Raw genomic sequence first — 12,828 nt, 5'->3', positions numbered from 1 at the left:
CAAGAGCGGCATCCCACCGACCGCGGCGTGGGCAAGCAACTCGGCGCTGCACCAGCACGCCCCGGAGGTGTGCCGATAGGTGCGGGTCGCACATTCCGATGACCCGGACCTGCCAGACTGGATTCATGGCAGCGATACACGTGGCAGTCAGCCGATGGACCTGCAGAGGTCCATGGTGGCGCGGCTGGCGCCGACAGAACGGACTCGAACTCCACATCGAGGGGCACGGATACACGCAGACATACGGAACGCGAGATCTCGACGTCGCCCGAATGATGGTCCTCGACTACCTCGCAACAGTTGACGCGCCAGCTCCGCACGACGCGGAGATTCAGTGGACCGACAGCGGAGGGTAGCGCATCGCAGCCGTGGATGGATGAGGAAAATCGTTACGCGGCTGTCGACCGCCGCATGACGAGAAATAGCGAATACCGGCCGGTGGAACGTAGTCCTGAAATCCGGGCATCCCCAATCTGCGATAGTTTGATCACCAGCTTGCAAGTCTCACAGTCCGCTTCGACGCCGATACAACGGAATGGGAACATACACATGGCCTTTGAACTACCCGCACTCACCGACGAGCAAAAAGAAGCAATCGACCACTGGCAGGACCAGTCTCCCGCTGGCGACTGCTTCGTCAGCCCGGCGAACAGCGACGGCGCAGTGAAATTGCTGAAGATCACTGACGGCCGCGAATTGATGTGGATCATCAACCCTGACGGATACTTCATGCCGAAGTCTCGGAAATCGGGCGGCGCGTGGGAGGATGTCCTCTGACGACGCCGGGGGAGACCAGTGATGACAAAGAAAGACGCCGGGGAGTATGACGAAAGTTGCTCTCGGATCTGGTTCTATCCTCAGTAACCCGAAGCCCTTGTTGATATTCCATTGTCAACAAGGGCTTCGGGTTTCGTTCGGCAGATAGGGTTCGCACGCCGCCGACTGTTCGAGAAGTCAGAAAGCTACTGCTGTGCTTTGAGCGCAGTTTCACCCTCGCTCGTGAGGTAATAGGCTGGCGCTCGCCGTTCTGAAGCGTGGACTTCTTTGGGGTAGGTATTAACCCATCCATTCTTGACGGCTGTTGCAAGTGAGCTTCTGGATCCCCCGGACTCCGTAACTTCTCCGGCTGTGGTTCCCCGGCCGATTATGGACTCGTAGCCGTTCAATGCGCTGAGGGTGATTTTCATCTTGTCGGACATCATGGCGCTTCTCCCGTTTTGTGTTGGTAGACAGTGGATTGCGTGCTGGTCTGCACGGCTAGCTGCTGAGCTGAGCGTCTGAACTACTTTGTGGGAGTGAAGGCTCGATCGAATCGGCGATCGCTCGTTGTTCTGCGACCCATTCTCGATGCCCCAGATGATGGCGTTTGCTGCCCATCCATCCACAAGTGCATTCGTCGTTGGAGAACAGGTGATTGTCTGTTCCCTCGGGGCTGGTCAAAGGAGTAACTGTGTCCCGGATGTGGAGAGCCAGCGCACGGAAGCGTTCCCGCACGGTGTCTTCGGGATACAGCGGGTAGCCGCCGATGTCGTGCAGCACGGCTTTGAGGGCGTGCACGGCGTCGCGGAGCTTGGGCCGTGCCGCCTCGATCAGCGCTCGACGTTGGAACGGCAGATCGACGGCGGGGGAATCGACCGAGTGGTCGCCGTGGGCCGCTGCGGCGGAGAGGGCGTTGAGCGATTCGTTGAGCTGGTCGATGGCCAACGTGATCGATTGCTGGGTATGGTGCGCGGTCTTTGACACAAGGTCGAGACCGGCGTTGGGGTCGTACGGACGGGGATTGCCGATGAGGTCGTCCAGTGTGGTGTCGAAGATGCGCGCAAGCGCAGCGGCCTCGTCGAGTCGGATGGTGCGGGGGTGTGCGCTGTCGCGGGTTTCGATCTTCGCGATCGTCGTCGAGTGAGCGCGGAGGCCGTTCCTGCTGAGCAGTTTCGCGAGGTCAGCCTGGGAAAGGTTCCTGGCCTCGCGTTCTATGCGGACCCGACGCGCGAACCGTTCTTCGGTTCCATCCGCAGATGTCTCGATAGCCATATTGGGAGTGTAACCAATTTGGGATGGTTGTGGCAGATCGACGCCGAATTGGGCTGTCAACAGTGGTGAGTCAATGCTCCGACCGACTTCGCACAAACGCTGACCAGGCGTGCTCTGCTGGATGCGATCGGTGCGATCTGCGAAGGTCAAGCAGCGGAGAGCATCTAGGCCGGAAGGAAACGCGAATGGATGGAGGGAAGATGCTGACGCAGGACCAGTCGATCGAGCTGCTTACCGAACTGGGAGCCGAACTCGCATCTCGTGGAGTGCGAGGTGCGTTCTTCGGCGACGGCGGCGCAGTCCTATCCGTGGCATTCAACACCCGTCGATTGACAACCGACGTCACCGCCGTTTTCGAGCCGACAAATGTAATCTCCGAAACTGCCCGTGTGGTGTCCAGGCGACGCGGGAGGTTGTCCGACGCGTGGGTCAACGACGTGGTGAAGGGATTGTTTCCCGAAACGGAGCCCGCGCAGCAAGTCGTACTGGAAGTTCCAGGGCTCAGTGTTTGCGTACCAACCCCGGAATACGTTCTCGCACTGAAAAACCATGCCTCACGGGTCGACCACAACGCGGACGACATCAAGTTCCTCGAAGACTTCCTCGTACCTCGGGCCAAGAACAATATCGACGTCGCGATACGCGGCTACCCACGTACGGCGACTTCCCCGAAAGCTCCGGCGGCGCTGGCCAATGCCCTCCGGTCAGTCGAAGAGAACGAGTACGTGCGCTTCACCGCTCATTGGATTTCCGAGGCAGGCAACGTGGATGACGAACCGGACCTGACCGGAAACGACGTCGTCGATGCTGTGGTGTCCGCGGCTTCCGCGCTTGTGGGGATGCGCCGCAACGGAAACGAGCCCGAATGGACTACGCGACCAGGTCGGGGACTCCGGTCGAGGCTCTGGCACCCGGGGAACCCCCGAATGTTCGCGTACTCGCTCGTTCACGCCCCCGCCTCCTTCGCTATCCGAGGTGTAGTAATCGAAAAGGATTCGTTGGCGAGCGTGTGACGGCCGATCAACGACGACAATCGAATCCGCATGAACAGCAGGGTTACATCACATCGCCCCATCCTGGCCCGCATGCCACGTCTCGGTAGATCAGAATGAGGGGTGACATCCGGTGGAATTTCTGAGAGGGCCTGCCATTCACCCGGGCACTGGACATCAATGAAAAGTGTTGAGACCTAGTAGGCTTCGAACCGCTTAGTAGACAAGCTCCGCGTCGGCGAACTCGTTCGCAAACGGATCGAGCGGCGAGCCGAAATTCAAGATCGTAGACAGTTCAGGAATAGGAGAGAAATCATGGGGACGTGCCGATGGTTTGCGATGTGCACGAACGAAGCAACAACCACGTTGAAGCATCCAGTTCTGGGGGAAGTGCCAACCTGCAAGCGCTGCAAGGACAAGGACGCGAGACTCAACGCTTCCTGAGGTCGGACAAGCTGGCGTCGGACAAGCTGGCAAAGCCTCACCAACCTCCCGCGGGTGAGGCTTTGCCATGATCAGAGAAGCGCCGCCACTGATCGCCGCCGCTGATGTCGGTTCGCGAACCCCAGATCCCGCAGATCAACGCTCACCGCCAGCAGTCGCACAGCGGCACCTACACGGACCACCGGCCTCATCGCCCAAGCAGAACGCCCGCACCGGCCCTCGCTGCCACCCTTTGAAAGGGCCAGCGCCGGACAAACAATTGCCTCCGCTTTGGCTACCCACCCGGGCCTGCGCCGCAGGTCGATAAGACGACAGGAGACCGAAACGATGGTCGAGCAAACCTCATCCAGCCCCGAGAGGGTGACCTACCGCGCTGAGAACCGCAAATTTGAGAGTGTTCCACTCGCGGAAGGGATGTGGGCACTGTGGGAGGAAGTTGAAGGCAACTGGTTCACCCGTGCAGACGGCTGGATCGCGCCCCTCGACCAGATCCCCGCCCTAATCGAACAGGAACTGGTTGAAACCGCAGCACAGGCCGAAAGCACGAAACTGGAGCGGTTCGGCCGATAGTCGGCGTCGGTCATCCCGGACGACGAACTAACCCGACGACACCCGCGCGGTGACGCCGAGTCGGCCACGCGAGCCTTTGGCAAGGATGGTGAGTGAGCTTCGGCTACCGATCGCTCTTCGGATCCGGTCGGCCAGTTGTCGAGTTCGGGCGTGGCAGGAGCGCGGGCGTTTGGACGCTACACGCACGACAGACGTAGTGACAGCGAACTCGACCTACCCATGGCCTAGGCAGAGATCATTCCAGTGTCGCCTTCACGATGTGCCTTCTCGCGTTCTGTCCTACGGTCACGTCCCTGAGCTCGAAACTGTAAAGTCCGCCGATGATCAGACTGTCGGCAAGATCTTCATCACCTGTGTTCAGGATTCCGCATGACGTGACGACCGAGACAGGTTCTTTGTTTTCGTACCACTCCGGGTGGACGACATAACGAGGTTTTCTCACCAGGCCGGTGCTTGCAGGTGAAGAAGAACGAGAGCCGCAGCAGCGATCGAGCCGATCCTCCACGGACACAGACTGATTCGCTGCAGCGCCTTCCACCGGGTCTTCAGCAGCGCGTTCGCGCGTTCGGCCGGAGCACGCATCGCAGACAACACCGTGTTGCGGCAACGGGCGCCGGCATCGAGACCATGGCCTTTCGTCGGGACGTGGACACCGATCCCGGCACCGGTGTACCCCTTGTCGGCGAGGGTGGGCATCCCGCCGGCGGCAGCGTGGTAGAGGGCGCCGAGGATCCCGCCCCGACGAGCAGCGGTGAGGTCGTGCACCGAACCGGGGGCAACCTCGGACACCCAGATCGGGTAGCCGGTCGGATCGGTCAGGACCTGGACGTTGCCGCCATGGCGGCGATGTTTACCCGAGTACCACACGTCGTGCCCGGACTCGGAACGCTCCCGGCAGCGAGTCGAGGCGATGAGGGTGCCGTCGAGACAGACATGCTCCCAGCCGGACTCGATCCCACGTTCGAGCACGTCGTGCAGGTCCGGGGCGTGCGCAGCGATCACGTCGATACCTTCATGGAGATACCGGTAGGCGGTGGCCTGCGAGATGCGGGCATCGCGCGCCAGGGTGGCGACAGCGGTGCCGTCGCGAAACCACCGCAGCACCATCAGAGCCTGGACGTAGACGGTCGCGGCCCGCTGCCACGGCCGGCGATCGGTCCTGCGGCGGTGGGCAGCGAGGATACGGGCGACGAAGGTCAGGGTGTGCTCGGGCACGTCGAGCGTGGCACGATAGGTAATCACGTGGGGTCCTGCTCCGGGTTGCTTCTTGCTCGAAACAATCCCTACCAGGCAGGACCCCACGTCCTCTTTTCACGCCACACCGTTCGGATGTCTTTGCTGTCGTCGGTGACTCTCTGGTGAGAAAACCTCAGTCCATGTCGGTTCCGACGGGCGGCGCCGGTGCCGCAGTCGCACTGCTGATGATGACCAGCTTCTTTACCATCTCAGGGTACTTCAACGCGAGAAGGACCGCCGTCATGCCGCCGCGCGAGTGACCCACCAGGGTCAGGTTCTTGAGCCCCAACTGAGTTGCAAAGTTCGCAACGTGTTCGGCGACCGCGTCGACAGTCCAGTCTTCGTCATTCAGCGGGAGACCAGTCTCGCCCTGACCGAGTTTGTCGACCGCGAGGACACGGCCGTACTCGCCGAAATCCTCTAGAACGTTGCCCCAGGATTCGATTCCGACCGGTATGAAGAACCCGAAATGCCCCCCATGGATGAGGAGGATCGGATCCTTGTCCTGACCGTCGTCGAAATAACGCGTCTGAACCCCTCTCACATCGACGGTATGGAGCTTCTGGGTGATTGAAGAGCTTGGCAAGGGTAACGCCTTTCTGTGCACGATAACGATTGAACAATTCATCGCAGTTCGACCCCTACCGACGTGGTAGTTCTGGCCAGTAGAAACCTCTTCTGCGAGTGCCTGAAAGCTACGCGCCAGTAGTGCCCCATAGAGTGGTGTAACCCGGTGACCAGCACCACAACCGACAGCGTGTCGCTGCTGGACGTGAAACGGTCACCGCGTGATCCTTCGAGTCAACCTTCCACAGAATCCTCGAACGGAGTCATCACGATGACCGCACCCCACATTGTCGACCCTGCGGGTGTATTGCACCAAGCCCTGACCGACGCGTCTCCCGACCTGATGCGCGAACTGCTACAAACCATGATCAACGCCCTGCTGTCCGCCGAAGCCGACGCGGTCTGCGGCGCCGAATGGGGCCGACAGTCCACCGAACGAGTCAACCAGCGCAACGGATACCGACGCCGCCCGCTCGACACCCGCGTCGGCACCATCGACGTCGCCGTCCCCAAACTCCGGTCCGGGACGTATTTTCCCGAATGGCTCCTCGAACGCCGTAAACGCGCCGAAGCGGCATTGATCACCGTGGTCGCCGACTGCTACCTGGCCGGGGTCTCCACCCGCCGGATGGACAAGCTGGTCAAAACCCTCGGCATCAACGCACTGTCGAAGTCCCAGGTCTCACGCATGGCCGAAGACCTCGACGAACAGGTCGCCGCGTTCCGGCAACGCCGACTCGATCACGCGGGCCCGTTCACGTTCGTCGCCGCCGACGCATTGACGATGAAAGTCCGCGAGAACAAGCAGGTCGTGAACGCAGTCGCGATGGTCGCCACCGGAGTCAACGCCGACGGGCACCGCGAAGTGCTGGGCCTGCACGTGGCCACCAGCGAGACCGGGCCGGCATGGAACACCTTCTTCGCCGACCTGGTCGCCCGCGGTCTGAGCGGGGTCCGGTTGGTCACCTCCGATGCACACCGTGGTCTGGTCGATGCGATCGCGGCGAACCTGCCCGGTGCTGCGTGGCAGCGATGCCGGACCCATTACGCGGCGAACCTGATGGGTGTGTGTCCGAAGAGCATGTGGCCGGCGGTCAAGGCGATGTTGCATTCGGTCTACGACCAGCCGACCGCCGATGCGGTCGATGCCCAGTTCGATCGTCTTGTCGAGTACACCGAGGACCGGCTCCCGGCGGTCGCCGAGCACCTGGGCAATGCCCGCCAGGATCTGTTGTCGTTCAGCGCATTTCCGAAGGATGTGTGGACTCAGGTGTGGTCGAATAATCCGGCCGAGCGTCTCAATCGAGAGATCCGACGTCGGACCGATGCGGTGGGGATCTTCCCCAACCGTGACGCGGTCGTCAGGTTGGTCGGTGCTGTTCTGGCCGAGCAGACCGATGAATGGACGGAGGGCCGGCGGTATCTCGGGCTCGAGGTGCTGGCTCGTTGTCGTGCTGTGGGCACCGCGCCGGAGAGTGTCGGGGAGGTGGTTACGGAACCTGCTGCCGCGATTCCTGCTGCATAGTCAGGACAGGAGAAGGGATCACCGTCCTACACCACCTTCTGGGGCTTGACCTACGCGCCTCCGCATCGACTGTCAATAGAAAGCGCTGTGGAAGCCGCGAAAGGACTGGACTTCCTTGCACCAACGGGCGTGCCCTCTACGTTTGTCGACGGCGGGTGAATACTGACCCCCGGGTGACGGGTGAATCTTGACCCCTCCCGACCCTGGGAGGGTGATTGGTGGAGCAGTGGGCCGAGATACGCCGGTTGCATAACAGCGAGGGTGTGCCGATCAAGGAGATCTCCAGGAGGCTGGGGATAGCGAGGAATACGGTGCGATCAGCGTTGGCCTCATCCGAGCCGCCGAAGTACAAGCGAGCCCCGAAGGGATCGCTGGCCGATGCGTTCGAACCGGAGATCCGCAAGCTTCTGGCGGAGTATCCGACGATGCCGGCCACGGTGATCGCCGAGCGGATCGCCTGGCCGCACTCGATGACCGTGCTTAAGGACCGCGTGCGAGCGATCCGCCCCGAGTACCGCGGGGTTGACCCGGCGGACCGTATCGAGCACAAGTGAATATTCGTCTCACTGGGGTCCACCGGTATTGCCTCCGGGGGCCAGTGGCCGGGATCGCGAATATTGCGCTTGGGGGCCAGCAGTAGCGCCCGTGGGGGCCACCCGCTTCTAGGCTCCTTCCGCCGCGTGTATAGGGCACGCGGCGGAAGGAGCAATCCGTGACTGTACGGAAGATCAGGGCGAAGCTCGTGTTGCAGCTTCGCGCCGAAGGCCTGTCCGGGGGGCAATTGCCGCCTCGCAGGGCATGTCCCGCAAGAGCATCACCGCGGTGCTGGAGGCCGCCGATGCGACCGAGACGAGCTGGGACGACGTCGCCGAGCTGACCGATGAGCGGGTGTACGCCCGCCTGTTCCCGGGGCGCGGTGAGCACGAGAGCGTGTTCGCCCAGCCGGACTGGGAGCAGGTCCACCGCGAGATGGCCCGGGTCGGGGTCACGCTCAAGCTGCTGCACGGCGAGTACACCGACCGCTGCGCCCACGCGAAAGCGCCGGCGATGGGATATGACCGGTGGTGCAAGACCTACCAGCGACACGTGATGGTGACCGGCGCCGCCTCCCGCGTGGGGCACAAGGCCGGCCAGACGGTCGAGGTCGACTGGTCCGGCCCCACGATGGAGGTGACTGACCCGGTCACCGGGGCGACGCGGAAGGTGTATCTGTTCGTGGCGTGCCTGCCGTTCAGCCGGTACGCGTTCGTCTGGCCCAGCACCGACATGCAGCAGGACGCGTGGCTTCGGGCTCACGTGGCGATGTTCGACGCCATCGGCGGGTCGGTACCGCGGATCGTGTGCGACAACCTCAAGACCGGCGTGGTCAAGCACCCCCGCGACGGCGAGATCGTCCTCAACGACGCCTACCGGGAGATGGCCGCCCACTACTCCGCAGCCGTTCTGCCAGGCCGGATACGGCGCCCGAAGGACAAGGCGAGCACCGAGAACACCGTGGCGCACGTGGCGACCTGGGTGATCGCCGGCCTGCGGGACCGGACGTTTCACACGGTGCCCGAACTGGCCGAGGCGATCGGTGAGCGGATGGACGCCTAAAACCGCGAACCATTCCAGAAACGCCCCGGCTCGAGACTGAGCGTGTTCACCGCCGAGGAGCGGCCGCTACTCACGCCGCTGCCCGCGGTGGCGTTCGAGATCAGCCGGTGGCTCTACGGCCGCCGGGTCGGCCGCAACGGGCACGTGGTGTTCGAGCGCAACTTCTACTCCGCCCCGCTGGCCCACATCGGTACCAAGGTCGATGTGCGGATCACCGCCCGCACGCTGGAGATCTACCGCGGCACCGAGCGGATCTCCAGCCACCTGCTGCTCCCAGCTGGAGCCGCCGGGCAGTACCGCACCAACGACGCCGACCTGCCGGCCGGCCGCCAGTACCAACAGTGGGATGCACCCCGGGTACGGGAGTGGGCCGAGCGGGTGGGGCCAGCGGCGGTCATCGTGATCAACCGGATCTTCGAATCCGTACCCGTCGACGAACAGGGCCTCGACGCCGCCCTGGCGGTGCTGCGCCTTTCGCGGCGGTTCTCAGCCGAGCGCGTCGAAGCCGCCTGCGCCCTGGCGCTGACCGGGCCCGTGCGCTCGCCCCGCTACGCGCATATCCACCCGATCCTGGCCACCGGCCAAGACAAGACCGCCGCCCTACAGCCACGCACGAAGCCCGAACAGGCCGGCGGGTACGTCCGCGGCGCCGACTACTACGCCAGGAGCACCCGATGAGCAGCATCGATAGCGAGACCAAGCGCAAGCTCCGCGAGATGGGCGCCCAGCCACTGCTCGAGGCGATCGAAGCGCAACACGACGACCACGTGGTCGGCATGAACTTCGGCGAGCGCCTGCAGCTGGTCGTCGACCACGCCCACGAGAGCTTCAACCACTCCAAGATCGACGGACTCATCCGCCGGGCCAACCTGCGCTACCCAGCAGCCGATCTGCGGCGCGTGGACCTGGTCGAGGAACGCGGCCTGGACCGCGCCGTCCTCGCGCAGCTGGCCACCTGCTCGTTCATCCAGCGCCAACAGAACGTCGTCTTCCAGGGCTTCACCGGCTCGGGCAAGTCCTACCTCGGCTGTGCCCTGGCCAAGCAGGCATGCCAGCACCGCTTCCGGGCGCACTACATCCGAATGCCCGACCTCGAAGAAGCCTGGGCCCTGGCCAAAGGCCGACCCCAAGGCCAGAACAAATTCCTCAAAAAGTACGCCGCGTTCTCCCTGCTGGTGATCGACGAATGGCTCCTAGACCACCCCGACGAGACGATCAGCAGAATGCTCCTCGAGCTCCTTGAACGACGCTACGACACCGGGTCGACCGTGTTCTGCACCCAGTATTCCAAGAAGGACTGGCACCAGCGCCTGGGCTCCGGAGTACACGCCGACGCCGTCATGGACCGCATCGTGCACAACACCATCTGGATCGACACCGGCACCCACAACATGCGCGAGCATGCGGCCGCTGCCGGGAGTCAGTAAATAATCCCCGAGACGGGGCCGGTGGTCCCCACAGACGCGATCACCGGCCCCCAACGGCAATACTGCTGGCCCCCAAACGCAATATCCGATGGCCCCCAAGCCTCCAAATACTCACAAGCCCGGCGATACGACGCAGTGCGATCTGTGGTTCCCGAAGACGCTGATTCCGCTGGGCGCAGGTCAGAGTGCTCAGATGCCGGTGTTGGTGATGACGCTGGCGTTCTCGAGGTACATCTCGGCGACGATGATCCCCTCCCGGATGGCCGGGGACATCCTGGCCGGCATGTGGCTGCTGCTGGGCCAGCTCGGGGCTGTATCCCATCGCCTGTGGTGGGACCGGGAATCGGCGATCGCGACCTCGGCGGGCAAGCCGACGGTCGATGCCGCGGCGTTCGCCGGGACATTGTCGTCGAAGCTGGTCATTGCCCCGCCGCGGGACCCAGAGTTCAAGGGGATGGTCGAACGACACAACGGCTACCTCGGCCAGTCGTTCATGGCGGGCCGGACCTTCACCGGCCCCGAGGACTTCAATGGCCAGCTCACCGAGTGGCTGGAAACAGCCAACTCGCGCACCGTGCGAGTGTTGGGAGCTCGACCCGTCGACGCACTAGTCGAGGACCGGGCCCGGATGCTCGCCCTTCCGCCGGTCGCACCGACCACGGGCCTGCGCACGACGGTGAGACTGGCGCGGGACTACTACGTCCGTATCGACTCGGTGGACTACTCAGTCGACCCCCGCGTGATCGGTCGCCTGGTCGAGGTAGTCGCCAGCCTGCATACGGTGACGGTGAACTGCGCGGGCGCCCTGGTGGCTGAGCACCGCCGCAGCTGGTCCCGCCGCGGGACGGTCACCAACCCCGAGCATGTGGAGCTGGCAAAGCAACTGCGCGTGGACTACTGGCAGCGGACCCGCGAGCAACCACCGATGAGTTCGTTCACTGATCCGGTGGTGCGCCCGCTGCGCGACTACGACGACCTCTACGACGTCGACTTCGCCGGGAACGCAGCATTGGATTCGGAGGTGTCGGCATGAGCGAAGACGCCTCGTCCCAGGTCGCCTACGCAGCCCGGGTGCTCAAGACCCCGACCATCTCGGGCGTGTTCGCCGACCTCGCCGATACCGCCCGTAGGCAGGGCTGGACCTACGAGGAGTACCTGGCCGCAGTCTTGGGCCGCCAGGTCGCCGACCGAGAGGCCTCCGGCATCCAGGTCCGCACGCGAGCGGCACACTTCCCGCAGGTCAAGACGCTCGAGGACTTCAATGTCGACCATCAGCCCACCTTGCGCAAAGACGTGCTCGCGCACTTAGCGACGAGCACTTACATCGGCAAGGCCGACAACGTAGTCCTGCTCGGGCCGCCCGGAGTGGGCAAGACCCACCTGGCGATCGCCCTCGGATACAAGGCGATCGCCGCCGGCTACGCCGTGCAGTTCGACACCGCCGTCGGCTGGCTCGCCAGGCTTCAGGCCGCGCACGCCGAGAACCGCCTAGAGGCCGAGCTGCGCAAGTTGCGCCGCTACAAGCTGCTCATCATCGACGAGGTCGGCTACATCCCGTTCGACTCCGACGCCGCCAACCTGTTCTTCCAGCTCGTGGCTCACCGCTACGAGCAGGGCTCGATCCTGGTGACCTCGAACATGCCATTCGGCCGCTGGGGCGAGATCTTCGCCGACGACATCGTCGCCGCCGCGATGATCGACCGTCTCGTCCACCACGCCGAGGTCCTCACCCTCGGCGGCCAGTCCTACCGGACCAAAGCACGACGAGACCTCATGACCGCACAGACCAACAACCAGAGGGGTCAGAATTCGCCCGTCACATAGGGGTCAATTTTCACCCGCCGTTGACAACGTTCAACACATTGCACGGGCCATACGTGCCCGTTCGCCGCCGCTATGATCGGCGACCGCAACGGGGAGTTCAACGCACACAAGGGGACCCGCTCCCGTGCGGCCCCTCAGCGGGGGCACGTTCGATTTCCGAAGCGGGGCGTGCGTCCCCGCGCCTCACCGCTACAGCAAACCTCCGGCGTGTCAGCACTTTCTCTGATCCAGACAGCACTCATCGTCTGCGCCGTCGGGCTTTCACTCATGGCGATCCCCACCACCTGGAGCTACGTGGTAGGTGTCCTGCTAGCGGTGGGCCTGGGGTGGGGGTGGCCAGGTCTGGTGCACTTCCTCATCTCGCACATGGCGCCTGGGGCCACCGCAGCGGCCACCGACATTGTCCAGACCGGCACGTACATCGGCAATACCATCGGCCCCATGCTCACCGGGGTGGCCCTTAGCCTCGGTAACTCGACACTGACCTGGGCGATGCTCGTCACTATGGCAACCGTCGCCGTGGTCATTTCCTTCTTCTTCGGGCTCCGACTGCGGAGAATCGACTCTCTAGAATCGCCGCTGAGCTGAGGTGGTCCTGTCCACAGCACCACCGTCA

At 63.5% G+C, this 12,828-nt stretch carries 11 protein-coding genes and 2 pseudogenes; 10 read left to right on the top strand and 3 right to left on the bottom strand.

Going from position 1 to position 12,828, the window contains the following annotated elements:
• Positions 1-549: 549 nt before the first annotated feature.
• The gene (locus tag QNA09_RS27760) at positions 550-777 is read left to right on the top strand and encodes a hypothetical protein (RefSeq protein ID WP_064257177.1); all 228 of its coding nucleotides are present in this window, start codon (positions 550-552) and stop codon (positions 775-777) included.
• 480 nt (positions 778-1,257) lie between these two features.
• Here QNA09_RS27760 and QNA09_RS27755 read toward each other — a convergent pair whose 3' ends face one another.
• The gene (locus QNA09_RS27755) at positions 1,258-2,031 is read right to left on the bottom strand and encodes a helix-turn-helix transcriptional regulator (protein ID WP_064257178.1); all 774 of its coding nucleotides are present in this window, start codon (positions 2,029-2,031) and stop codon (positions 1,258-1,260) included.
• Positions 2,032-2,216: 185 nt separating this feature from the next.
• On the opposite strand from QNA09_RS27755, the gene QNA09_RS27750 reads away from it, so the two are divergent.
• Positions 2,217-3,044 carry a hypothetical protein gene (locus QNA09_RS27750; RefSeq protein WP_064257179.1) on the top strand — a complete coding sequence of 276 codons (828 nt, stop codon included), beginning with the start codon at positions 2,217-2,219 and terminating at the stop codon, positions 3,042-3,044.
• A 750-nt stretch (positions 3,045-3,794) separates the two neighbouring features.
• The gene (locus QNA09_RS27745) at positions 3,795-4,037 is read left to right on the top strand and encodes a hypothetical protein (protein ID WP_064257834.1); all 243 of its coding nucleotides are present in this window, start codon (positions 3,795-3,797) and stop codon (positions 4,035-4,037) included.
• 438 nt (positions 4,038-4,475) lie between these two features.
• Here the strand turns inward: QNA09_RS27745 and QNA09_RS27740 are convergent, their stop codons facing one another.
• Together QNA09_RS27740 and QNA09_RS27735 are read right to left on the bottom strand one after the other, a co-directional pair.
• Complete coding sequence (locus tag QNA09_RS27740) at positions 4,476-5,279, bottom strand: IS5 family transposase (RefSeq protein WP_219130572.1); 804 nt, start codon at positions 5,277-5,279, stop codon at positions 4,476-4,478.
• Between the two features lie 127 nt (positions 5,280-5,406).
• The gene (locus QNA09_RS27735) at positions 5,407-5,880 is read right to left on the bottom strand and encodes an alpha/beta hydrolase (RefSeq protein ID WP_308072631.1); all 474 of its coding nucleotides are present in this window, start codon (positions 5,878-5,880) and stop codon (positions 5,407-5,409) included.
• A 231-nt stretch (positions 5,881-6,111) separates the two neighbouring features.
• On the opposite strand from QNA09_RS27735, the gene QNA09_RS27730 reads away from it, so the two are divergent.
• The 7 genes and pseudogenes from QNA09_RS27730 to QNA09_RS27700 all read left to right on the top strand — a co-directional run bounded on the left by QNA09_RS27730 (position 6,112) and on the right by QNA09_RS27700 (position 12,800).
• Positions 6,112-7,365 (top strand): IS256 family transposase, encoded by a 1,254-nt coding sequence (locus QNA09_RS27730; RefSeq protein ID WP_012477009.1) that lies wholly within the window; start codon positions 6,112-6,114, stop codon positions 7,363-7,365.
• A gap of 218 nt (positions 7,366-7,583) precedes the next feature.
• Positions 7,584-7,904 (top strand): annotated as a pseudogene (locus tag QNA09_RS27725) (IS21 family transposase); the annotation flags it as partial.
• A 173-nt stretch (positions 7,905-8,077) separates the two neighbouring features.
• Positions 8,078-9,639 (top strand): annotated as a pseudogene (gene istA, locus QNA09_RS27720) (IS21 family transposase).
• Positions 9,636-10,388, top strand: a complete 753-nt coding sequence (locus QNA09_RS27715; RefSeq protein ID WP_064257509.1) for an ATP-binding protein — start codon at positions 9,636-9,638, stop codon at positions 10,386-10,388. Before istA ends, QNA09_RS27715 begins: the two are co-directional and overlap by 4 nt.
• Positions 10,389-10,671: 283 nt before the next feature.
• Positions 10,672-11,421: a hypothetical protein gene (locus QNA09_RS27710; RefSeq protein ID WP_248957591.1), complete on the top strand. Its 750-nt coding sequence runs from the start codon at positions 10,672-10,674 to the stop codon at positions 11,419-11,421.
• Positions 11,418-12,212 (top strand): IS21-like element helper ATPase IstB, encoded by a 795-nt coding sequence (gene istB / locus QNA09_RS27705; protein ID WP_064257511.1) that lies wholly within the window; start codon positions 11,418-11,420, stop codon positions 12,210-12,212. The genes QNA09_RS27710 and istB overlap by 4 nt, the downstream gene beginning before the upstream one ends.
• A gap of 207 nt (positions 12,213-12,419) precedes the next feature.
• Positions 12,420-12,800, top strand: coding sequence for a hypothetical protein (locus tag QNA09_RS27700; RefSeq protein WP_156665538.1), 381 nt, complete (start codon positions 12,420-12,422; stop codon positions 12,798-12,800).
• Positions 12,801-12,828: the final 28 nt, after the last annotated feature.

It is taken from the genome of Rhodococcus sp. AH-ZY2 (assembly GCF_030916465.1).
Taxonomy (GTDB): domain Bacteria; phylum Actinomycetota; class Actinomycetes; order Mycobacteriales; family Mycobacteriaceae; genus Rhodococcus; species Rhodococcus ruber.
The sequence above is the reverse complement of the archived record's forward strand: the minus strand, read 5'-3'. Positions and strand labels throughout refer to the sequence as shown.

What these genes read in the sequence shown, in the direction of transcription:
- QNA09_RS27760 (WP_064257177.1), top strand. Translation starts at nt 550, where the DNA reads ATGGCCTTTGAACTACCCGCACTCACCGACGAGCAAAAAGAAGCAATC.
- QNA09_RS27755 (WP_064257178.1), bottom strand. Translation starts at nt 2,031, where the DNA reads ATGGCTATCGAGACATCTGCGGATGGAACCGAAGAACGGTTCGCGCGT.
- QNA09_RS27750 (WP_064257179.1), top strand. Translation starts at nt 2,217, where the DNA reads ATGGATGGAGGGAAGATGCTGACGCAGGACCAGTCGATCGAGCTGCTT.
- QNA09_RS27745 (WP_064257834.1), top strand. Translation starts at nt 3,795, where the DNA reads ATGGTCGAGCAAACCTCATCCAGCCCCGAGAGGGTGACCTACCGCGCT.
- QNA09_RS27730 (WP_012477009.1), top strand. Translation starts at nt 6,112, where the DNA reads ATGACCGCACCCCACATTGTCGACCCTGCGGGTGTATTGCACCAAGCC.
- QNA09_RS27715 (WP_064257509.1), top strand. Translation starts at nt 9,636, where the DNA reads ATGAGCAGCATCGATAGCGAGACCAAGCGCAAGCTCCGCGAGATGGGC.
- QNA09_RS27710 (WP_248957591.1), top strand. Translation starts at nt 10,672, where the DNA reads ATGTGGCTGCTGCTGGGCCAGCTCGGGGCTGTATCCCATCGCCTGTGG.
- istB (WP_064257511.1), top strand. Translation starts at nt 11,418, where the DNA reads ATGAGCGAAGACGCCTCGTCCCAGGTCGCCTACGCAGCCCGGGTGCTC.